This is a genomic window from Chitinophaga dinghuensis (assembly GCF_003259435.1).
Taxonomy (GTDB): Bacteria; Bacteroidota; Bacteroidia; order Chitinophagales; family Chitinophagaceae; genus Chitinophaga; species Chitinophaga dinghuensis.
In genome coordinates this window covers 35,112-58,507 of record NZ_QLMA01000010.1, presented here as the reverse complement: position 1 = coordinate 58,507, position 23,396 = coordinate 35,112, and the positions used below count along the sequence as shown (strand labels likewise).

The 23,396-nt window shown below is 45.2% G+C and carries 18 protein-coding genes; 7 read left to right on the top strand and 11 right to left on the bottom strand.

What is annotated here, in order from left to right; all coding sequences use genetic code 11:
- Window positions 1–48 precede the first annotated feature (48 nt).
- The 5 genes from CLV59_RS25395 to CLV59_RS25375 all read right to left on the bottom strand — a co-directional run bounded on the left by CLV59_RS25395 (window position 49) and on the right by CLV59_RS25375 (window position 7,300).
- A complete protein-coding gene (locus CLV59_RS25395; RefSeq protein ID WP_111594917.1) occupies window positions 49–582 on the bottom strand; it encodes a dual specificity protein phosphatase family protein in 534 nt (177 codons plus the stop codon).
- A complete protein-coding gene (locus CLV59_RS25390) occupies window positions 582–2,039 on the bottom strand; it encodes a RagB/SusD family nutrient uptake outer membrane protein (protein WP_111594916.1) in 1,458 nt (485 codons plus the stop codon). The genes CLV59_RS25395 and CLV59_RS25390 overlap by 1 nt, the downstream gene beginning before the upstream one ends.
- An 18-nt stretch (window positions 2,040–2,057) precedes the next feature.
- The gene (locus tag CLV59_RS25385) at window positions 2,058–5,360 is read right to left on the bottom strand and encodes a TonB-dependent receptor (RefSeq protein WP_111594915.1); all 3,303 of its coding nucleotides are present in this window, start codon (window positions 5,358–5,360) and stop codon (window positions 2,058–2,060) included.
- 127 nt (window positions 5,361–5,487) lie between these two features.
- Window positions 5,488–6,627 (bottom strand): FecR family protein, encoded by a 1,140-nt coding sequence (locus CLV59_RS25380; RefSeq protein WP_111594914.1) that lies wholly within the window; start codon window positions 6,625–6,627, stop codon window positions 5,488–5,490.
- Window positions 6,628–6,694: 67 nt separating this feature from the next.
- The gene (locus tag CLV59_RS25375) at window positions 6,695–7,300 is read right to left on the bottom strand and encodes an RNA polymerase sigma factor (RefSeq protein WP_170137925.1); all 606 of its coding nucleotides are present in this window, start codon (window positions 7,298–7,300) and stop codon (window positions 6,695–6,697) included.
- A gap of 109 nt (window positions 7,301–7,409) precedes the next feature.
- Here CLV59_RS25375 and CLV59_RS25370 point away from each other — a divergent pair, with 109 nt between their 5' ends.
- Window positions 7,410–7,970, top strand: a complete 561-nt coding sequence (locus CLV59_RS25370; protein WP_111594912.1) for a pentapeptide repeat-containing protein — start codon at window positions 7,410–7,412, stop codon at window positions 7,968–7,970.
- Between the two features lie 39 nt (window positions 7,971–8,009).
- Here the strand turns inward: CLV59_RS25370 and CLV59_RS25365 are convergent, their stop codons facing one another.
- Window positions 8,010–8,393 carry an SRPBCC domain-containing protein gene (locus CLV59_RS25365; RefSeq protein WP_111594911.1) on the bottom strand — a complete coding sequence of 128 codons (384 nt, stop codon included), beginning with the start codon at window positions 8,391–8,393 and terminating at the stop codon, window positions 8,010–8,012.
- 113 nt (window positions 8,394–8,506) lie between these two features.
- On the opposite strand from CLV59_RS25365, the gene CLV59_RS25360 reads away from it, so the two are divergent.
- The 5 genes from CLV59_RS25360 to CLV59_RS25340 all read left to right on the top strand — a co-directional run bounded on the left by CLV59_RS25360 (window position 8,507) and on the right by CLV59_RS25340 (window position 17,555).
- Complete coding sequence (locus tag CLV59_RS25360; protein ID WP_146616316.1) at window positions 8,507–9,652, top strand: FAD-dependent monooxygenase; 1,146 nt, start codon at window positions 8,507–8,509, stop codon at window positions 9,650–9,652.
- 71 nt (window positions 9,653–9,723) lie between these two features.
- On the top strand, window positions 9,724–12,189 hold the full coding sequence (locus CLV59_RS25355) for a glycoside hydrolase family 9 protein (protein WP_111594909.1): 2,466 nt from the start codon (window positions 9,724–9,726) through the stop codon (window positions 12,187–12,189).
- Between the two features lie 86 nt (window positions 12,190–12,275).
- The gene (locus CLV59_RS25350; protein WP_111594908.1) at window positions 12,276–13,022 is read left to right on the top strand and encodes a DeoR/GlpR family DNA-binding transcription regulator; all 747 of its coding nucleotides are present in this window, start codon (window positions 12,276–12,278) and stop codon (window positions 13,020–13,022) included.
- A 100-nt stretch (window positions 13,023–13,122) separates the two neighbouring features.
- On the top strand, window positions 13,123–16,230 hold the full coding sequence (locus tag CLV59_RS25345) for a SusC/RagA family TonB-linked outer membrane protein (protein WP_111594907.1): 3,108 nt from the start codon (window positions 13,123–13,125) through the stop codon (window positions 16,228–16,230).
- Between the two features lie 20 nt (window positions 16,231–16,250).
- The gene (locus CLV59_RS25340; protein WP_111594906.1) at window positions 16,251–17,555 is read left to right on the top strand and encodes a RagB/SusD family nutrient uptake outer membrane protein; all 1,305 of its coding nucleotides are present in this window, start codon (window positions 16,251–16,253) and stop codon (window positions 17,553–17,555) included.
- A 92-nt stretch (window positions 17,556–17,647) separates the two neighbouring features.
- Here CLV59_RS25340 and CLV59_RS25335 read toward each other — a convergent pair whose 3' ends face one another.
- From CLV59_RS25335 to CLV59_RS25320, 4 genes are all read right to left on the bottom strand, one after another.
- Window positions 17,648–18,253 carry a hypothetical protein gene (locus tag CLV59_RS25335; protein WP_111594905.1) on the bottom strand — a complete coding sequence of 202 codons (606 nt, stop codon included), beginning with the start codon at window positions 18,251–18,253 and terminating at the stop codon, window positions 17,648–17,650.
- Window positions 18,243–18,767: an RNA polymerase sigma factor gene (locus CLV59_RS25330; RefSeq protein ID WP_111594904.1), complete on the bottom strand. Its 525-nt coding sequence runs from the start codon at window positions 18,765–18,767 to the stop codon at window positions 18,243–18,245. The genes CLV59_RS25335 and CLV59_RS25330 overlap by 11 nt, the downstream gene beginning before the upstream one ends.
- Window positions 18,718–19,563: an alpha/beta fold hydrolase gene (locus tag CLV59_RS25325; protein WP_111594903.1), complete on the bottom strand. Its 846-nt coding sequence runs from the start codon at window positions 19,561–19,563 to the stop codon at window positions 18,718–18,720. Before CLV59_RS25325 ends, CLV59_RS25330 begins: the two co-directional genes overlap by 50 nt.
- Window positions 19,564–19,670: 107 nt before the next feature.
- The gene (locus CLV59_RS25320) at window positions 19,671–22,100 is read right to left on the bottom strand and encodes an ABC transporter permease (protein ID WP_111594902.1); all 2,430 of its coding nucleotides are present in this window, start codon (window positions 22,098–22,100) and stop codon (window positions 19,671–19,673) included.
- Window positions 22,101–22,273: 173 nt separating this feature from the next.
- Between CLV59_RS25320 and CLV59_RS25315 the strand changes: the two genes are divergently transcribed.
- Window positions 22,274–22,699, top strand: a complete 426-nt coding sequence (locus CLV59_RS25315; protein WP_111595115.1) for a secondary thiamine-phosphate synthase enzyme YjbQ — start codon at window positions 22,274–22,276, stop codon at window positions 22,697–22,699.
- Here CLV59_RS25315 and CLV59_RS25310 read toward each other — a convergent pair whose 3' ends face one another.
- The gene (locus tag CLV59_RS25310; RefSeq protein WP_111594901.1) at window positions 22,700–23,317 is read right to left on the bottom strand and encodes an RNA polymerase sigma factor; all 618 of its coding nucleotides are present in this window, start codon (window positions 23,315–23,317) and stop codon (window positions 22,700–22,702) included.
- Window positions 23,318–23,396: the final 79 nt, after the last annotated feature.

Below are 23,396 nucleotides of genomic sequence, written 5' to 3'. Positions count from 1 at the left end.
TAAAAACCAAGCGGCCAACTCTTTATGGAGTTGGCCGCTTTTATATGGCTATTTAATGGCAAGTCGGATTTTTTCAATATCAACTGTTCTGATATACTCCGGAATATTTACATATTGTTTATGAAAACCAAAATTGCCCTGTTCCAGTTCTGCAATCGCATCTTCTTTTTTCCAATGCTGTACCACAATTCTGTACATAGCCGTTACTACGCCGGTTCTGTCGCTTCCATGCTGGCAATGTATCAGTATAGGTTTAGGCGCTTGTTGCAGCGCTTTCAGTGCGGCAATGATTTCCTGATCCGTAAATTTTTTCGCTTCCATTTCTACATGATACAAGCGGAAATTTGTATTACCGCTGGCCATGCTATCACTGTGGTGCGTGCGAAGGTTTAATACGCTGGCTATCCCGAAATGATGCAAAGCAATAAAACCACTGCTATCCGGTTGTGCTGATCTGAAAATACTATCGCTGACCTGGAATAAGTTTTTGACATTGCCTATCTCCTTTTTCGTAGCCCATTGCTGCGCATGGGCCATGATAGCTGTAGTGAGACAAATAGCTGTCAGTATAAATTTTCTCATCAGTAGTCGGTATTTTGTTGAGACGCAATATTTGGATTGGCATTGATCTCTGATAAAGGAATCGGCATGATGGTTTTCGTATTGGGATAAGCTATGCTAATGGAAGTGCCTCCGGTTTTATATTTGGTAAAGGCTTGTTTCCATCTGGTCAGGTCAAACAGACGGTGTCCTTCAAAGCATAGTTCCTTTCTGCGTTCATTTTTGATGAGGGTGAGCAATGCTGCGCCGGTGGCTGTTGTAGGAGCAACCGTACCCAACGCGCGGGTGCGGATTACATCCAGGTCTGTAGCAGCAGGACCATCTTTTCCTTGCATGGCGCGCGCTTCCGCACGGGTAAGATATATCTCTGCCAGTCTTACTACTTTCATCCCTTCCAGATAAGTGGTTTTATTCACGTATTTATTGATCAGGATAGCCGGATTTTCCGCTCCACTACGTTTCCCTTTTACAAGGAATGTTCTCCTTGCATCAGTGGCATCATATTGATTATAGAGATCGTCACTGGCCAGCATGTCGCCGTAGCTACCGCCTTGCAGGCAGAAGTTTACCATGGCGTCTGTACCTAAATTATCTGTGGTGAGGTACAATATTTCAAAGATCGTTTCTCCATTGTTTTCCAACTGGAAATCGGTAGGGAGTTTATCCTTGGTAAGTAATGCGTATTTATTGGAAGAGATGATTTCAGTGGTAAGCGTTTCTGCTTCCGGCCATTTTTGGAGGTATAGGTACAGCCTTGCCAGGATGGCTTTCGCACCGTAATTGGAAATGCGTCCTTTATTGCCGCTGAGGGTGTATCCTACGGGCGCAACTGGTATCATGGTAATAGCCTTTTGCAGGTCTGCCTCTATCTGTGCATAAACCTTTGCGGCCTCTGTTCTGGAGGGCGATATAATAGCGCCTGCATCAGCAGTTGTTTCCGTTACCAATGGAACTCCCAGGTGGTTAGCAGTGGCAGTGGAATTATAGGGCTGTGCAAAGAGTCGCATCAGATCAAAATACGCAAGCGCACGCATGGCGTAAGCTTCTCCAATAATCTGTGCTTTTTCTGCGCTATCGGAGGCTGGCAGCTGTACTTTGTTACCATTCTGAATGAGCAGATTCGTATTCACTACCACTTTGTAAAGGATATTCCACATGGCAGAGGCATCTCCGTTGCTGGAATTCACAGTATAAGTATCGAATTGCAGATAACGTTTTGAATTGCTGGAGCTGATATAGGCATTATCGGCCATCAGATCAGCGGTTACATAAAGTGTGCGCCCGAAATAGCTGACACTTTTTGTGAGGGAATAGAGCCCATTGAGACTGGCCCGACCTGAATTGATATCCACGAATGTGGCGTTAATATCTGTAGATTGTTGTGGTTGCGTATCCAGAAAATCTTTATTACAGCTGCTCAAAACAGCGATGGCGCCAAAAGCGGCTATGCAGCATGATATTAGTAATTGCTTCTTCATTGTTAGTTGGATTAATGATTAGAATTTGAAATCAATACCGAACATGATAGTCCGATAGATAGGAGCGCTTTGATCAGCTTGTCCTTCAATACCTACTTCCGGATCGAATGTCAGACGCTTATCTTTCACATAGGTGTAGAGGTTATTCGCTCTTGCATAAATCCTGGTGGAAGACATTCTCAGGCGGTGCATCAGGCTGGCAGGCAGGTCATATGCCAGGGTGATATCACGGAGACGTATATACGTACCGTCATAGAGGAACCTGTCGGACGTACTTGGCGCTACGCCTTTATATACCACTTTAGGGAGTTTGCCGGTTTGGCCGGGTGCGGTCCAGCGATTATCATAGTAATAGCGTGGTAATCCTGCGGTAGGACCGAAAGTGGCGCTACCATCAGTATAGGTATTGGTACCCCAGTTGTCGAATACCTTGCTGCCGAAGCTACCGTATAATTGGAAGCTGAAGGAGAAGCCTTTGTATTCAAAGGTATTGGTCATACCGGTTACGAAGTTGGCCAATGCGGAGCCTTGTTTGTATCTGACAGCTTTCGTATAATCGTTGGTGGTGGTAGATTTGGTATTATCTGTATAGAATAATGCTTCTCCATTATCAGGATTGGCGCCGGCAAATCCTACCATATAGAATTGATAATAATCGCCGCCTTGTTCTCTGATATACGGGCTGCTTACAATGGTGTTCACCAGTTTGGTGATTTTATTGTTAAGTGTGGAGAAAGTAGCCCTGGTATTCCAGGAGAATCCTCCTCTTTTAGCAGCAACAATATTCAGGGTATTTAATTCCAATTCGATACCGCTGTTGCGCACAGATCCTACGTTTCTGGTGATATTGTTGATACCATTGGTGGCGGAAACCGGCATGTCGAGCAATAATGAGGACGTAACCCTGTTGTAATATTCCACGGTACCCTGAATGCGGTCTTTCAGCAAACCAAAGTCCAGCCCAACGTTAAATGGATTGTTCTTTTCCCAGGTGAGATTATTATTACCATATTGGGAAAGATAATAGCCGGGATTATTATTATAGCTGGCGGTGTTGGTATAAAGTCCTCTGGAGGCAAAATCAGCGATGCTTTGGTTACCATTGGAACCATAGCTGGCGCGCAATCTCAACTGAGAGATGGCGGGCATATCTTTCATGAAAGATTCAGAAATGATATTCCAGGATGCGCCGAGAGACCAGAAGTTACCATATCTTTTTTCTGCTCCGAAACGGGAAGAGCCATCTCTGCGGAGAGAGGCCGACAGATAATATTTGGAATGATAGCTATAGCTGAAATTGGAGAAGAGTCCTGTGAGGGTATTGCCGGTGGCGGTATTGGTACCGTCTACGAGAACCGCTGCGTTGCTCAGTGTGAAAGAGTTGGGAATGAAGTTGGTTTTGGATAATCCGATATCAGAAGATCTTACCTGTTGGGCTTCATAACCTCCGAATGCTTCCAGATGATGGCGTCCCCAATCGTGCATATAGCGCAATAAATTGGTACTTACGAGCGAGATAGCGCGTGCGGTTGAATAGTCGGCGCTGCCGCCATTAGATCTGGCAGTACCAATGCCGGCCTTATTATAATCCAGGTTTTCGGCATATTCAAAATCAACGCTGTTCTGGTTTTCGAAGGTCAGGTTGCGAATGATTTCATATTTCAGTCCCAGATTTCCGATCAGGTTATAGCGGTCATGTGGGTGTTTATTTTCCAGCGTAAAGGCTACCGGATTATAGTTGTTGGAGTAGCTGAGATCATAGGAGCCATCTGGCAGGTATACGCGCAGCCAGGGTTCATAGCGCTTGTATGCTCTTACCGGGTTGGCATTGCTACCATCGTCACTCACCGTATTAGACTGGGTGGCGCCAGTGATAATACCTGCCTGGAGGGAAAGTTTCTCGGTGGCTTTAGCATTGATTCTGGCAGTAAAGTTATAGCGTTTAAAGGCGCTTCCCAGCAAAGGAGATTTTACATTATAGTATCCGCCGGAAAGGAAGTAGGTTGTTTTTTCCGTACCGCCGCTGGCTGAAAGATTAAATTGCTGGTAATTGCCGGTTCTTGTAAGTTCCTTGAACCAGTTGGTATTTACAGTAGTATCAATACCTTGTTTCACTAATTCAGGAACGAACAGTGCAGGATCTTTCCCTGCATTGATCCAGCTTTCCCGGAAGAGTTCCAGTTGTTCTCTAGTGTTCAGCGGTCTGTCATCTACTGCATTGGATACATTCGTAAACCCGGTTTGGGCGCTGGCATTGAAAGTGGTTTTTCCTGCGGCTCCTTTTTTCGTAGTGATGATGATCACTCCATTGGCGGCTCTGGAACCATACAGGGATGCGGCAGCGGCATCTTTTAATACCGTCATACTGGCGATATCATTGGCATTGAAACTATTGAGATCGACGCTGTTCAGCGGAATTCCATCTACTACATACAATGGAGAGCTTCCTGCGTTGATGGAACCTATCCCGCGAATACGTACGTTGGGGGCAGCTCCTGGCTGGCCGGAACCCATTGAAACTACTACGCCGCTTACATTTCCCTGCAAGTTGTCCTGGATGGTGGCTCTGGGAGAACCTTCCAGCTGTTTGGTACTCAGCGTACTCACTGATCCTGTGAAAGTAGACTTACGTTGACTGCTATAAGCTACGACCACCACATCATTCAGGCCGGAGATACTTTTTTGCAGCTTCAGGTCCAGGTGAATATTTTCATTTTTAACCGTTACAGACCGGGTGAAATTTTCATAGCCAATGGAAGATACTTCCAGCAGATAAGTGCCATCCTTAACGCCGCTCAGGGTGAAATCGCCTGTTGCATTAGTGATGGTGGCTTTTTCTGTGCCTTTCAAACGAACAGTAGCGCCTATGATGGCTTCTCCTTCCGGACCCGCTAAATGTCCCTTAATATCTCCCTGTCCTATTACCGTGGTGGTGATATTATCCAGTATAATATTCCCAACGGGCGGCGCTTTTTTTATGATAATAATATTACTGGTCACTTCAAAAGTGAGGTGTTGTGCATACAGACATTCGGCCAGTACCTCCGTAAATTCCCTGTCCCGGGCATTGATAGTTACCGGATGTGTTTTGTCCAGCAACGCTTTGTCATACACAAATGCTAATCCGGTCTGTTTCCGGATATCTTTGAAAACTTCATTCAGACGGATAGAAGAGGAATTGATGGTCACTTTTTGTGAATAGCCTTTGGCACTTACATGTAGGGCCGCAATACAGATAAAGACGGCTGTCCATTTCATAATCATTAACAGCTTTAGTGGTACAGGTAACGACACAGCTTTGTCGTTTAAAAGTAGATTCATACTTTTAACTGGTTTTAGGATTTACGATAAAATGAGTCTAGGCAACTTTATAATCGACAATCCCTGAAACTTTTGCCGGAAGTAGGTCGAAGCACTTCCGGTTTTTTATTTCAGATGATTGATGATGTTATTTTCGCACGATGATAGTTCTGCCCTCAATACTGAAGTGGGCAGCCTCTGTCGCTTCTAATGCATGTAATATTTCATTTACGTTTTCTTTTCTTGGCAGATTACCGCTGAAGGCCGTGGTAGGCGGCGGTCCCTCATATTTGATATCTACATCATACCATCTGGATAATTGTCGCATAATGGCTACGATACTGATGCCGTTGAAGCGGAATTCTCCTTCTTTCCATGCAATCACTTCATCTACAGGCGGTCGGGAAATATCCAGTTTGGCGGTATTCTCATTGTAAGTGGCCTGGTCTCCTGGTTTCAGCTGACAACGGGAACCGGCCGTTTCCACAACGATACTACCTTTCAACAAGGTCGTTTTTGCGGGGCCTTCTTCCTGATAAGACATTACATCGAAGCCGGTACCGAGTACCTGTATAGTGGTAACGCCTGTTTTTACAATGAACGGAGTGGTAGAAGGTACAATATCAAAATAGGCTTGTCCGGTCAGTTCCACAGTTCTGTTGTCTTCGTTGAAGGCCACCGGGTAGCGTAGAGAGGATACTGCATTCAGCCATACATGGCTGCCGTCAGGGAGGATGATCTGGAATTGCGCTCCTCTTGGCGTAGTGAGTGTATTAAAAGTGTTTTTTGCGGTAGCATCGCCATTATAGCTGATCTTGGAGTCGTCCAGTCGTATTACCTGCGATCCTATGTGGATGGAACTGTCGTCCTGCTGACGGCCTAATTCCACCTGTGTACCATCTGCGAGCGTAAGTATGGCTTTGTCAGTGCCGGGAGTAATAATGGCATTGGTATGCAGTTTCGCGGGCGACTTTGGTTTCAGCAGGTATCCGGCGACGCCTATACTTAGCAATAGTGCAATGGCGGCAGCTACACGTACATAAGGCCAGTTATTTTGGGGCGGTGCAATGGAAGAACGTATCCGCTGCTGTAAGGTAGAAGTGAAATCTGCTGGCATGGAGGACATAACATCTCCATTACCCATGGTATCGTAATACAGCTCCATGATTTCACTCAATTCCTCCTCCGGCGCCTGTTGCAGCCATGTCTGAAAAGCAGCTTCTTCCTCTGCTCTGCATTGGCCGCTAATCAGCGTTGGTATTAGGTTTTTTACATCCTCTTTGGTCATTGCCAGATATGTCTTTATTAGAAAGACGATCCTCGAAGGAAAAGAAACTGGTCTGCCAGAAAAAAAATTATAAATGAATCAGTAAGAGGAGAATAGATAATGCGCCTCTTTTTTTCAGGAAGGCCCTGATTTCGTCCTTAGCCTCGTAGATAGACTGTTTTACCCTGGACTTGGAAATATGTAATAGTGCCGCTATTTCATCCAGCGAAAGATCTTGTTCCATTCGCAGTCGGAATATCTCCTGCTTTCTGGCCGATAGCTGACTGATAGCCTGTTGTGCCAGCGTACTGTATTCGGAAAACTGCAACAGTTCTTCTGTAGTGGCCCGGAATTGTTCTTTGCGCTCGCTGTATTGCAGATGTAAATTTTCTTTAAACTGTCCATGCTTTAGCCTGTCCAGTAAAGTGTTTTTTCCTGCCCGCTTCAGATAAACGTCCAGTGAATGAATAGTTAACAACAATTCTTTTCTATCCCATAATTTTAGAAAGAGATCCTGACAGATATCCATAATATCATCCGGAGAGAAGTTGGAAAAACGGGATATGTAATGATATAATTTAGGCAGATAACGGGTATACAGTTGTTCATAAGCCTGCGTATCTCCACTGGCAGAGCGTTCCAGCAGAATTTCCTCTGGTAAATGGTCAGTCTCTTCTCGCTTAAAAATTCCCATCGGACCTATAATATACTGCAGGTTAAAAGTTGGTTGACAGACCAAAAATATAAATAAAAATAGCATTCCCTAATGGAAGACCTGTATATTTGGCTGTAATCATGGCTATATGGACACTATCTTTTCTGAGGAAACATTTGATCAACAAACCAGCCTCCAGCCGGGAGAGTATGAGAATTGTCGCTTCGTGAACTGCGATTTATCCGACGGTAATTTGTCTAACTATATATTTATCGACTGTGAATTTGTAGACTGTAACCTGAGTAATGCAAAAATTTCCCATACTGCTTTTCGGGAAGTGAAATTCAGCGGTTGTAAGATGTTGGGGCTGCAATTCAATAGCTGCAATGCTTTTGGACTGAGTGTGGCTTTCGCTGGTTGTACGCTGAATCATTCCTCTTTTTATGAACGTCAACTGAAAAAAACCGTTTTTAGTAAATCACAATTGCGGGAAGTAGATTTTTCTTCGGCAGATTTATCAGGGGCAAAATTGGAAGAATGCGATCTGGCGGATGCTACATTTGATCAAACCAACCTGGAGAAGGCGGATCTTAGTACCAGCTTTCATTATATTATAGATCCTCAGCGGAACAAAATCAAAAAAGCGAAATTCTCACTGGAAGGCCTTCCTGGCTTGCTGGCACAATTCGATATTCAGATTACGCGGTAAATTATACAGGCAGACACGTCTGCCTGTATAACGCATTATTTAGTCTTTGTAAAAATCTATGATAGCCCCGAAATACTGATCTACCCAGCCTTCTGTGATATCTTCAAATGCTTCATCCGGAATATTGGTATGACGCAATTCCACATCTGTACCTTTCTTATCAGGATGCAGGAGAATTGTTACGATAGACGGTGTCGCCTCTTCTTCTCCAAAATACCATTCCTGCACAATCTTCCTGCCTTCTTCAAATTCCAGGTTACGACCCACAATACTGTCTTCCCAGAGAGAAAACTCTGAGCCCGGTTCTGTGGACATCTCCGCTTTTTCCCCACTCCATAACTGAATGGTGGCCGGGTTTGTCAGGGCGGCATACACTTCCTCCGGTGTGGCCCGCACAATGAAATGCTTCTTGAAATCTTTCATATGCCAAAACTATGCATTTGCAGCAGTATTTGTTAAAATTAAAAATAAATTAGGCCAAATGTCCTAATTTGAAATTTCTGTGCTTATCTTTGTTGCAGATTAATGCTCATGATATGAAGGCGATTATCATAGGGGCCGGTATAGGCGGCCTCACCACAGCGATAGCACTGCAACAGCAGGGAATTGACTATGAAATTTTCGACGCCGCGCCGGAATGTAAGGCGGTAGGCGCAGGCATTATGTTGGGAGGCAATGCCATGACGGTATACGAGCGGCTCGGCGTAGGAAAAGCTATCCGACAGCTGGCGGTCTTCCCGCAAAATATTTTCGTGCGCAATTATAAAGGCAAGTTATTACAGCATGTCAGTAATGCTTACATCCGCGATCAGTATGGGCAAGGCGCTCAGATGTTGCATCGTGCCACCTTGCAGCAATTGCTGGTAGAAGAGGTAGCGGAGGAAATACAGTGGGGGAAAAAGTTTACTTCCTTACAGCAACACGCAGATGGCGTTACTGCTTACTTTGAGGATGGAACGAGTGTTCATGGCGACTTTCTGATTGGCGCAGATGGTATTAAATCGATTGTTAGGGAGATGTATGTCACACCGGCCCAATATCGTTATTCCGGGCAAACCTGTTGGCGTGCGATAATTCCAATGACGCTTTCTAAAGAAGAGCAAGAGAATGCCGCCGAGGTCTGGGGTAATGGAAACGGTCTGCGTGCTTCTTATAACCAGATTGATGGCAATCGTATTTATTTCTGGTTTACCGCCAGAATGCCTGCCAATACGCCGTTTACGGAGGAAGAAGCGGTAACCTTTATACAGCGGCAATTGGCGCCTTTCTATGGCAATATGCCGAAAGTGGCGGCAGCACTGCGTCCGGAGATGCTCATACGTGCAGACCTATACGATTTTAAACCCATTGATACCTGGTATAAAGGTAAAGTAGTACTGTTGGGAGACGCGGCCCATGCTACCACGCCGAATCTCGGTCAGGGAGCGAGTCAGGCTATTGAAGATGCGTTGATGCTGTCTAACTGTCTCGCACAAACGAAATCAACTGCCGAGGCTTTTCAGCAATATCAACAAAGTCGCATTGCGCGTGTACAAAAAGTGGTGGGCGTATCCTGGCAACTGGCGATGATCACCAATTGGAAAGGAGCGCTGGCGGTAGCCCTTCGCGATTGTATGGTACGTATGGTGCCCAACAAAGTGACACAGCAACAAATGGAATTCCTCTATAATGTAAAATGGTAGCCGTTCATAAAGCCCGCATTGACAGGGTGAAGAAAGTTTTATAGCTTTATTCGCCTAATCCACGGAAGCTTATGAGAAAACTAACAGGTTGTCTACTGCTATGTCTATTGATTGTACTGCAGACGGCGGCGCAACAACAATGGATACGTATCAATCAACTCGGATATCTGCCTGGCGGAACGAAAGTGGCCGTGTTTGGTGCAAAGGAAATGCCGTTCCCCAAAGAATTTCAACTGGTAGATAGCGTTTCGGGAAAAGTAGTATTCTCCGCAGCAGCGGGTAAAGACTTTGGCGTATATGGACCTTTCCAACATACGGCCCGGCTCGATTTTAGTAAATTCAATAAACCGGGCGTTTATCAGTTAAAAGCCGCAAACGCCCGTTCTCCTTATTTTCGTATAGATGCCGACGTTTATGCAGGCGCGGCCGATTTCTGTCTGCGCTACATGCGTCAGCAGCGAAGCTGGTTTAATCCGTATCTCCGCGATTCCTGTCATACCCATGACGGCTATACGATGTACGGTCCGATGCCGGACAGTACGCATATAGATGTAGCGGGAGGCTGGCATGATGCCACCGACTATCTGCAATATGTTACCACTTCTGCGAATGCCACCTGGCATTTGCTGGCGGCTTACCGCGATTATCCGCAAGTATTTTCTGATCATTATGCGGCCAATGGATTACCTGGCGCCAACGGTGCGCCGGATATCCTGGACGAAGCCCGCTGGGGGCTGGATTGGCTCCTGAAAATGCATCCGGCAGATAATATTATGTTCAATCAGATTGCGGACGACCGCGATCATAAAGGTTTGCGTTTGCCCAAGGAAGATCCGTTTTATGGAAAAGGATTTGAGAGACCCGTTTACTTCTGTACGGGGCAGCCGCAAGGATTGGGGAAATATAAGAACAAATCCACCGGGGTGGCTTCTACTGCCGGAAAGTTTGCCAGTGCGTTTGCATTGGGCGCTCAGCTAATAGAGGAGCGGGACCCGACCTATGCGGCTTTGCTGAAGAAGCGTTCGCAATCGGCCTACGCTATGGGCCTGCGTCAGCCGGGGGTATGTCAGACAGCTTCAGTGGTTTCACCTTATATATATGCGGAAGACAACTGGTCGGATGATATGGAGCTGGCGGCAGCCGCTATTTATGAGGGCGATAAATCCATCAAGTACGTGGACGCTGCTTTACAGTATGCGTCTATGGAGGAAATTACGCCCTGGCTGGGAAAGGATACTGCTAATCATTATCAATGGTATCCATTTATCAACATCGGGCATTATGAGTTAGCTAAATCCTTAACAGGAGTGCTGAGAGATAAGATCACAGGATATTACAGAGAGGGGATTGACCGGGTTTGGTACAAAGCAAAGGAAAATGCCTTCTACAGAGCGATTCCATTTATCTGGTGCAGTAATAATCTGACTGTTGCCTTTGCCATTCAATGTCGTTGGTATCGTCAGCTTACGGGAGATGCATCCTTTTCCCAACTGGAACAGGCCAACGTAGATTGGATATTTGGCTGTAACCCCTGGGGAACCGGCATGGTCTATGGTTTGCCGGCGCATGGCGATACGCCGGAAGATCCGCATGCCGCTTTTTCTGCCATCGGTCATTTCCCGGTGGATGGCGCTCTAGTAGACGGACCTGTTTATACCGCGATATATAAGAATCTTATAGGAATTCGTTTATCCAAGCCCGATGCCTATGCTGATTTCCAGAGCGATCTGGCAGTATACCATGATGATGTAGGCGATTACAGTACGAATGAGCCTACCATGGATGGCACGGCATCGCTGGTTTATTTATTGGCGGCTATGGCCGACGGACAACGTGTCTCCCTGGAAAAATCTGCCGGGGCCATCATCCGCGGCGATACTACCCGCAAACGGCTGGCAATCGTCTTTACCGGCGATACTTTTGCAGATGGCGCCACCTCCATTCGTAAAACCCTGCAAAAAACCGCAACGCCCGCCTCTTTCTTTCTGACAGGGAATTTTTACCGGCAATATCCGGCGGTTATCCAGCAGCTGAAAAAAGACGGCCATTACCTGGGACCGCATTCCGATAAGCATTTGCTGTACTGCGACTGGAAAAACCGGGATAGTCTGCTGGTGACAAAGGAGACCTTTCGTGCCGATCTGGATGCCGTTTACCGGCAGATGCAACAAGCGGGGATTAGTAAGTCGGCTGCCCATTATTTCCTGCCGCCCTATGAATGGTATAACGATACTATTTCCGCCTGGACCGGCGAAGCGGGGCTGCAACTGATCAATTTCACGCCAGGCACGCGTTCTAATGCAGATTACACCTATCCTCCAGAGAAAAATTACATAGGCTCTCCAAAAATTCTTTCCTCAATTTTAGAATATGAGTCGAACCACCCAACCGGATTGAATGGTTTTGTGTTATTACTACATATTGGAACGGACCCTCGTCGGACGGATAAATTTTATCATCAATTACCGGCATTGATTGCCACATTAAAAGAGCGTGGATACCGCTTTGAGCGGGTGGATAGTCTACTGGAAAAGTAGATTCCGGCATGAACCTGCAAATTTTTGCTGGTTTATATTTGGTTTGATGCATTTTTTTGCCGAATTTGACAGGAGATTCCTGATCCATGTTAAAAGAAGAACGCCAGGCATATATACTTCATCAAGTAAATCTGCATAATAAAGTACTGTCTTCACATTTGAGTGAGCAGATACAGGTATCGGAGGATACCATACGCAGAGATCTGATGGAGTTGGCCCGGGAAGGTAAAATCCTGAAAGTACATGGTGGAGCTTTGTCTAATTCATACCACCAGGGAATAGCCTCCAGAGATGTATATGCAGTTGCAGAAAAACGCACGATTGCCATGAAAGCCGTGCAACTGATACAGGATGGCATGTTTGTGCTAACAACCGGTGGTACTACCATTATGGAGTTGGCGAGGATATTACCGCCAGAGCTGCGCGCTACATTTATAACAGTTAGTTTGCCGGCTGCATTTGAATATTCCAATCATCCAAACATAGAAGTAATTGTCATTGGCGACAGGCTGGCAAAAGATTCCAAAATCACGGTAGGCGGAGAGGCGATTACCAAAATCATGAATATTCGGGCTGATTTATGTTTTCTCGGTGTGAATGCGATTGACGCAGAAGCGGGCCTCACAGATAATGATTGGGAAGTGGTGCAAGTGAAAAAGGCCATGATAGCAACTTCCCGCAAGATTGTTGCGTTATCGATCTCGGAAAAAGTAGATACTACAGATCGTTTAAAAGTATGTGATATAGATGCAATAGACATTTTAATTACTGAATTACAGCCAAAGGCAAAGAAATTAATACCGTACAGCAAGAAGGGTGTAAAAATATTGTAGTCGACATCCTGTAATTGCGCCACTATTCGATTTATTTCCAACTGCTTTGCCTGGGGGTAATAATAGGCCACCCATTTATCAACAAGTCTAAACAACAATTATGAAATTGCTCCGATTCAAGCGAGCAGCGTGTCCGCGCTCCATGTTGCTCTTTCTGCTACTTTGCTGCATGTCCCTGGCGGCATCCGCGCAAATTGTCATTTCGGGAAAGGTGTCTGACAACAAGGGTACTTCTTTACCTGGGATTACAGTTGCTGTAAAAAATACTTCTCAGGGTGCATCCACCGACGTGGATGGAAAATATACCATTCGTCTGACACAACCTGCAGGGACTTATACCCTGATCTTTTCAGGTATTGGTTATCAGCAGCATCAACAAGTGGTGACAGTAGGCGCCAGCGGCGCTGCTACTGTGAATATGACCATGGAAGAATCCGTATCCAAGCTGGATGAAGTGGTGGTAACCGGTACTTCCGCAGGTACTACCCGTAAACAGCTGGGTTCTTACATCAGCACTGTTAAAGCAGATGCGTTGAACCAGGGATCTACCGGTAACGTACTCGCAGCATTGCAAGGTAAAACTGCCGGTGCGCAGATTACGCAGAACTCCGGAGATCCTTCCGGCGCTATGTCTGTTAAACTGCGTGGTATCAGTACTGTTAGTGGTTCTACTGAACCGCTGTACATCGTGGATGGTGTGATTATCGATAATAGTACTACCCGTGTTACCAACACAGACCCTAACTATAATGGAGGTACGTTTGTAGGTAATGTGGGACAAAGTCGTATCGCTGATATCAACCCGGACGACATTGACCATATCGAGGTGCTGAACGGCGCTGCTGCTGCCGCCATCTATGGTTCCCGTGCAAACGCCGGCGTAGTGCAGATCTTCACTAAAAGAGGCGCAGAAGGTAAACCAGTGGTTTCCTTCTCTACCAGCTTCAACATAAACCAGCTCCGCAAAAAACTGGATGTGAACGAAGCGCCCATTAAATTCGGTGGTAATCCACAGGATTCTACACAAAATATCCTCACTCCAGCCGTAATTTCTACGTACCCTGTTAATCGTTATGATTACCAGGATTTCATTTTCCGTACTGGCGTGGGTACAGATAATAACGTATCTGTAGCTGGCGGTAAGGATAAAACAAAATACTTCGCTTCTGCCAGTTATTTCTATAATCAGGGTATAGTGAAGAATACCGACTTCAGTCGCTATAGCTTCCGCCTGAACCTGGACCAGGAAATCACCAAATGGCTGACCTTCAATGGATCTGTGAACTATGTTTACAGTAAATCAAATGAAAAACCAGATGGTAACACTTTCTATTCTCCGCTGAACTCTATCACCATTTTGGGTAACTATTATGATATCCAGCAGCGTGACCAATTTGGTAATCTGATGAAAGTAGGTAACCTGGGTCGTGTGAATCCGGTTTCTATTATTAATGATTTCCAACAAGGACAGACAGTAGGCCGCATAATTGCAGGCGCTGGTTTGACACTGCGACCTATCAAAAATCTGAGTATCGATTATAAGATGGGTATCGATAACTACTATCAAAATGGTAGCACCTTTATTCCTGCCTACGCCTACTTTGTAAGTACTGGTTTCTATGGTGGTGGCGTTAATATGGACCCTTCACAGAACGGTTACGCCAGCTCTGCCAATAACGTATCCTTCATGATCAACCATGATGTGAATGCCACTTATACTGCGGATATCAATAAAAACCTGACCTCTGTAACGCAGGTTGGATATTCTGTGCAGTATCAGCGTATGCGTTATCAATTACAGCAAGGTAGAGGTTTACCTCCATTTGTGCAGGTGCCAAGCAAAGCCACTACGCTCATTCCTGGAGATGACCAGCGTACAGAGCTGAGCATTGCCGGTGAATTTATTCAGCAGAACTTTAAATACCGCGATCACCTGTTCCTGACCGGCGCACTGCGTTTGGACGGATCTTCTGTATTCGGTTCTTCAGAACGTAACCAGTTGTACAGCAAGTTGAGTGGTAGCTATGTGATCTCCGGCGCCGATTACTGGAAGAATTTAGCTATTTCCAAATGGTGGACACTCTTCAAACTCAGAGCTGCTTACGGTGAATCTGGTAACCTGACAGGTATTCCTGCCTACGCCCGCTTTAATACTTACAATGCTACTGCATTTATTGGCGCATCTTCTTTCCAGTCTGCCTCTACTTATACAAATCCGGATGTTAAGCCGGAGAGACAACAGGAAATCGAGGTGGGTACAGACCTTTCCTTCCTCGGTGATCGTATAGGCCTGAGCGTGAACTACTACCGTAAAAAAGTAAAAGATCTGCTGATCAGCCGCGCAATTGCTCCTACCAATGGTTACAGCAACTATCAGGCAAACATCGGAACGCTGCAGAACAATGGTTTTGAAATAGTATTGAATGCTACGCCAGTAAGAACCAAAAATTTCAGCTGGGATCTGACTGCTATCTTCAACCGCAACAGAAACAAAGCGGTGGATATTGGCGGTGGTCTGGTATTGTTTAATACAGTGGGTGGCGCTCCTATCGCTATTGCGAATGATGAGCCTATTGGTTTCTTCTATGGTACTTTCTATGCAAGAGATAACAATGGTAACATCATCAAGAATGCAGCTGGTATTCCTTTAACAGAACAAGGTATCCAGAATACCTCCCTGACGTATACGCCTCAACGCGATGCGAATGGTTTACCTACAGGAAGCGTACTGAATAAAAAGATCGGTGATCCAAACCCAACTTATACCTCTACTATTACCAACGATTTCAAGTACAAACGCCTGAGTTTACATACACAATTTGATATCGTACAAGGAGTAGACGTATTCAATGCGGATTACAGAACCCGCCAGGGTGTGGATAACGGTAAGATAGCAGAAGCAGAAGACCTGGGTAAACTGCCTAGAGGTTACATTGCTGGTATCTACAATATCCAGGAGTTCAGAGTGGATGATGGATCATTCGTTAAACTGCGTGAAGTAGCGCTCAGCTATAATTTTGGAAAAATTAAAGGGTTTAGTGATTTGACAGTTAGTCTCGCTGGCCGTAACCTGATTTCCTGGGATAACTACCATGGTTATGATCCGGAAGTCAATGCAGCTGGTCAGAGTACTTTACTGCGTGGTATTGACTTTGGTACTGTTCCTATTCCAAGAACATACAATGTTGGTCTGCGTGCTAAATTCTAAATCCTTAAAAGCGAAACATCATGAAACGATATATTAAATATTGCCTGGTGGGTACAATGGCCTTCGCTGCTTGTTCCAAAAATTTCCAGGACCCAACCGGCCCTTCTTCGTCACAGGCATATAGTTCGCCTACCACTATCACAGATGCGACGGTGGGCTTGCAGGCATGGTATTCAAAAGATCGTACTGGACTTTTGTATAACACCATCACGGCGGGTACGTTGCTCACCGGGGAAGCGTATGTTACCAACAGTGGTAACGCCGATGAAGCACAGTTGACTGCGGGAGGAGTGAAAGTACTGAACACGAATGCTGTTGTTAATCAGCTGTGGGCAGTAAGTACCAAGATTGTATACGAATCCAATAATATCCTGGCAGCAACGCCAAAAGTGATTACTGATCCGGGATATGCCAGTGGCGTTATTGCTTACACGTCTATCTTCAAAGCCTGGGCAATGGGCGTGCAAGCCAATTTCTTCCAGCAGATACCAGATACCAGCGGTAAGCCAGATAATATCAACGACGATGTGCATTTTATTCCCGGACAGCAGGGATATCTGAAGGCTGCGGCTATACTCGATAATGCGATCAATGTAGTGAAAGCTAATCCTGTTAGTGCCAGTATCGCTCCCTATTTACCACAGGGTATTAACATTATCAATACACTGTATGCTTTGAAAGCGCGCTATGCGCTTTATGGTGGCGATTATGTTTCTGCACTGGCTGCTGCTAATAACGTAGATCTAACGGTGAAGTCTACACTGAATTTCAACGCACAGGTAAACAATCCGATCTATGCCCTGGTAACGGCTACCAATAATATCTGGCAGACAACAGGCCCTACAATGGGCTTGCCTACAGGATTTCAGCCTAGTCCGGCAGATTTGCGCGTACCTTTTTATATTGTGAAACCTACTTCCGGTACATTACCATATGTACTCACTGGTTTCTATACAACGCCAACATCTCCGGTTCCAGTTTACCTGCCAGGAGAAGTAATATTAATTAAAGCGGAGTGCTATGCACGTCAGAACGATATTCCCAATGGACTCGCACAGCTGAATAAAGTAGTGACCAAACTACCATCCGCTGACGCATTTGGCGTTGGTGCAGGATTACCTGCGATTGCCAGTGTTTCCGGGCAGCAGGCATTACTGGATTCCATCTATCAACACCGCAGAATAGAGCTCTATTCCTGTGGTCAGGAGTTGGAAGATAGTCGCCGCTTCAACAGGCCGGTAGCAGAGCGTAAACGCAGCTACCTCCCTTACCCGCTCGTAGAAAGAAACGACAATCCGAACACACCGGCAGATCCTGCATTCTAAGCAGAAAAGATCTTGCGGTTATCATGCTTATGTTTAAAAAAAATCCAGGCTCTTCTGAGCCTGGATTTTGTATTTTAAAGGGAAGGAGATCGTTAAGCGTGCTTCGTATCTTCCACTATTGCCTGCAACTTCTCAATCACCGCTCCTAAATCTTTTTCTGATTTTTTGATCTCATTTTTTCTGGCAGTAAACCACATGATTCCCATATAACATGCCGCCCCTACTGGTAATGCAATTCTGATTCCCGGGTTGGAGACATTTTGCAATGCCTCTATGAATATAAGTCCAATCCCAATTATCAGACAGACATAATATATGTTCAGTATCGTTTTTTGCATAAACCGTCTGCGGTCTCTTACCTGCATCATATGTTGCAGGTAATCATGGATCGGAGCATCTGTACTGGCGTTCTCAAAGAGCAATTTTAAGAAGCCTGCATATGCTGCTGTTTGTACTATGATGGCTATATTCAACAGTACGGCGCCAATATAGGAGGTAACTAATTTCGGTGGATGTTGCTGAAAAACGAAAATGTCGATGTATAGCAGTACTCCAATGAGAACGAGGGTTGTAAACACTATCTTCGACCGGAGCTTATTCTTTACCTGTCCTACTTTTTTTATTAAGTCCTGAGAACTGATTGCTGGTACTGATTTCTTGCTTCGCCACAGTTCCTGGAATTTATCGTCAGCGTTCATATTCTTTAAATTTTTCTGTTAGTTTTTCTTTGATCCGATGTACTCTTACTCTCACATTTGATTCGCTCATACCCATGATGCTGGCTATTTCTGTTTGTTTAACATTCTCCAGTTCCATGGAAATAATCAGCCTGTCTGTTTCACTTAACGTTGCAATACATTTATAGAGGAAATTAATTTCGTCCTCGTTCACGCGACTACTGCTTTCATCTGCTTTGTCTACCTCTTTGTGAACAAATTTACTGCTGCGTTCCAGCTGCCGTAGGCAGTTATTACAGGCGATTCTGAATATCCAGGTACCTACGGCTGCTTCTTGTCTGAATTTCGGGAGTTGTTGCCAAACGGTGATGAATGTATCCTGTGCAATATCTTTCGCCCAATCGTCATCGTTGACATAACCCATACAGAGGCGGAAAACTTTGTCCCAATAATCGGTATAGATCTGATCAAAAGAGGCTTGGAGACTACTGGAGGAATTGGTCGATTTGGTTAAGATACCATTCTTTATCGTCATACATGATGAAGTGTAAACCTTTGTCGGCGAATTTCAAGGTAGCGGTTTTCATTTGTTTATATTGATCTTCAATCGCCGGTTTAAAGTTAACAAAACGTGCTTCTAAAAGTACCAATGCAGGGATTTTTATTTGTCCGATGCTTTCTCTTTGGTCCATATTAGCGAACTGACAGTAGGTGTCGGCATAGGTTTTCTTATCAGTAGTGGCGCCCCATTTCACAATGCTTTTCTGTGCGAGGGTATCGGCACAGAGTTGCACTGCCGTCCTTTTCTGCATCTTATAAAGCTGAGAATCAGTTAGTGGCATAATTTGACTCTCCATTGCGCTGCAATCAGGTTGGGCTTCAGATTTAAAGGAGGGGTTCCAGAGGGAGCCCAGACACGGTAATGCATCTACGACAATGATCTTGCCGAACAGATCTGGGTAACGGGAGGCAAGCGCCATGGCTAAACCGCCACCGAGACTGTGTCCTATAATCACCGGATGATCCAGTTTGTTTTTGCGTACATATGCTACGATATCTTCGATCCATACGTCCAGATTAGGCGCTGCCTGAGCAGGAGAGCCGGCATAGCCTGCCATAGTGAATACATGACTGGTGTATTTGTTACCGAGATGGGTAGTTGTTTCATTCCATACATCGCCGCTGCAAGTAAAGCCAGGGATAAATAGAATCGCTTGTTTGCCTTTTCCGCTTGTTTTTACAGAGAAAGAAGGTTGTTTATCTTGTGCGAATACGTTCAGAAACAGGGCGCCCATCAGTAAAATGAGGACGAGAGCAAATATCTTTTTCATGGGTGTTTTGTTTTAAATTTCCTTTTAGATACACAGCCTTTTAAAATGTTACAGTGAATCTGAAAAAAAAATAAATATTTTTTCACCCAGACGCGAAACCCTTGTCCCTAATCGGTTTTAATACTATTGACAGGATTAGCTAAGGCCGCCCGAATTGCCTGCGTACTCACGGTTAATAATGTAATGAGTATTGCGGCAATGCCAATCAGTGCAAAAATGCTCCATCCAATATTTATGCGGTAGGCAAATCCTTTAAGCCAGTTGTTCATAATATACCAGGATACCGGGCCGGCAATGACAAAAGCGATAATGACCAGTTTCAGAAAATCCATAGACAGCATGGTGATGATACTGGTAACACTGGCGCCCAGTACTTTGCGGATTCCGATTTCTTTACTGCGTTTACGGGCGGTGAAAGTGGCGAGGCCGAAAACTCCCAGACAGGCTACAAATATGGTTAATGCGGCGAAGATGGTCAATGTCTTTGCCGTATTGGCTTCCGAACGATAGGTATCTGTGAAGCGCTGATCCAGGAAGGAGTAACTGAATAGTACATTGGTATTCATTCTTTCCCAGGTTCTTTTTAGATCCGCCAGGAGAGGCCCTGGGTCTGCGGCGCGTGTCTTTATGATATAAAAGGGACCGTAACTATTTTCGCGTAAAGTCATTACCAACGGAGAAATCCGGGTATGCATAGATCTGAAGTGGAAATCTTTTACCACACCCACTACATGATAAGTTGAGCTGATACCGTCGTTGCTGGTCCTTTGGAACGTCTTGCCAATGGCGTCATTTCCCCAACCCATCGCTTTTACTGCGGACTCGTTCAGGATGGCGGCAGAAGTGTCTGTCCCAAACGTGGGTGAAAAATTCCTTCCGGCCGATATATCCATGCCCATGACGGGAATATAGTTTTCGTCCACTTCATATCGCAACGTTTTGATCTGCGCACTGGTATTGTTCTCAAAAACGAAGAAGTTGTTACTCCAACTGTTTCCTGAAGGCAGATACCCTGATACAGTAAGTCCTGCTACCTGCGATTGTTGCAGGATATAATTTTTCAGTTCCGTTCTTTGCCCATCTGTTAGCTGGTTGACATCCTGCAAAATGAGGATCTGTTCTTTATTATAACCGAGTTTCTTATGCTGGATATAGGAAAGTTGTTTGTATACAACTGCGGTGCTGACCATTAATGTAATAGAAATGAAGAACTGGAAGACGACAAGTCCGCTGCGTAGTCGGGAACCTTGTTTTCCGCCAGGTGTGAAACTGGTCTTCAAGGCTGCCTGGGGCTTAAAGGAAGCCAGAAAGAAGGCGGGATAGCAGCCGGCAATGATTCCTATTACCAGTGCACTGAGTACTAAGCTCAGTATGAGCCAAGGTTGTCCCAGCCAATGTAGTTGAATATTTCTTCCGGAGATCTGATTGAATGCGGGCAATGCCAACATGGCGATTATCGCTGCAATAGCGGTAGCAATGAAAGTGAGCATTATTGATTCCAGGAGGAACTGCAGGGTGAGTCGGCCTTTAGGAGCGCCCAATACTTTCCGCATGGCTACTTCTTTTACCCTGCCTACCGCATTGGCGGTAGTAAGGTTCATAAAGTTGATGCAGGCAATCAGGATCATGAAAAGCACGATAGCGCCGAATATATAGATATAGCGGATATCGCCGGGTACGTCGAGATCGCCGGAGAAATTGGAATGCAGGTGAATATCTGTCAGCGGTTGGAGATATATACCTATGTTATTGCCTCCAGCCTTGAATTCGGAAAGTGTCAGGTGCATGGATAGCTGCATCTGTGGGCTCATGTATTTATCCAGGAGAGACGGGAATTTAGCTTCCAGTTTGTGATAATCATATCCTGGTCGCAGGAGCAGATAGGTAAAATAGCCGGAAGTCATCCAGGAGTCGGATTTCGCATCTGGTACGGAGGCCATTGAAGCGAGAAGGTCGAAATGAAAATGTGCATTTTCGGGCATATCCTGGAATACGCCGGTGATCAGGAAGTCCTGCCCCGAGTTCTTAAAGCGCAGCGTTTGTCCTACGGGGTTTTGGTTACCGAAATATTTTAGGGCTGTGGAAGAGGAGAGTGCCATGGTATTCGGCGCATTCAGGATGGTATTCACATCTCCGCTGAGCAGGTTTACGCTGAAGATCTTAAAGAAGGAAGGATCGGCGTAGCCCAGGAAAGGTTCCTGGAATGTTTTGCCATCATGTTGCAGGAGTACTGCTCCTTCTGCACGAATACGCACCGCATCTTCTACCTCGGGAAATTCTGCTTTCAGGGTGGCAGCCACCGGCGGGAACACATTGGCTTCATTCATAGGTTCCCCTTTTACCAGTCCACGAAACACCACTCTGACGATACGATCGGCCTGTTTATTGAATCTGTCATAGCTGAGTTCATGCGCTATATAAAGCAAGATGACCAGGCTGGTGGCGATTCCGATGGCCAGACCGGTTATATTGATAGCGGAGAATGCTTTATTCTTCCACAGGTTACGAAATGCTATTTTCAGATAGTTATAGATCACGATACATACGTTTGTTAGGGGAGGACAAAGTAAATGCCGTATTGTTATAATATTGATTTGCAGTTACTTGTATTTTTTTTATAACTGTTGAATGTCCGTTTTCGGAACATTTGTGTTCATATACAGACGTTCTCTCCGCTAGTATAAAATTAGGGATGTATTACATTTGGGATATGAAAATTTATCAGCAGGGTGTAAGGTTACGTCCGCGGAGCAGGGGATTTCACCTGATCACGGGAGAGGTATTGCAGGCGATGCCGCAGATATCGCGTATTAAGATGGGCATGTTGCAGGTATTTATACAGCATACATCTGCAGGTTTGACGATCAATGAAAATGCAGATCCTACGGTGCGTGTAGATTTTGAGACATTTTTCAACAAGGCGGTTCCGGAAGATGATCCGGACTACGAACATAATTATGAAGGGTCTGATGATATGCCTGCTCATCTGAAAGCCTCGTTGCTAGGGAGTTCTGTGATGATACCGGTAAATGGCGGCAGGTTGGCGCTGGGTACCTGGCAGGGAATATATCTCTGTGAACATAGGAATGACGGCGGTTCCCGGAGTCTGGTACTGACTTTATGGGGAGAAGAATAATTATTGTTGTTTCAGGCAGGTAGCTTTGTAAGCCTGTAGCATGAGAATGAGTACTGGCATGGATACCTGCATGATATCTCTCATATTTTTTAAAGCTCTTGCGGAGAGTTTATAGGCGCCTTTGACGGATATATTCATAATAGCGCCTATTTGATCATAATCCATTTCTTCAAAATAGCGTAGATAGATTATTTCCTTTTGCCGACTATTAAGTTGGTTGAGGGCATCCGCTATTTGTTTTTGTTGTTGCTGTACCTGCTCGTTATTGATATAGGCGTGTTCTGTAGAAAAGTGGGCGAGGAAGTCGTGTTGATCTTTATCAAAGGCGATCAGCTTTACATTTCTGCGGGGGCGGAGCCGGTTGTAGAGCGTACTGCGCATCGCTACAAACAGGTATGGGCGCAGGTCTACGCTGTCGCTGAGATTTTGCCTGTTGGTCCAGAGTTTAATGAATAGTTCCTGGATGGTATCTTTTACTAGTTCTTCTTCGGAATGGAGACGCATAGCATATTCATATAGCCGGTGGAAATACCGGTCGTATATTTCGGCAAATGCTTGTTCATTGCTATGAAGCAGTGCTTCCCAGAGTGCAGTATCAGATGCTGATGAAAGATCCATGTCCAACTTCTCGCATTAAAAGTACAAAAAAAATCCAGCTGGTGGCTGACTGGCGAATGACTGTCTTTGGTTGAATGAT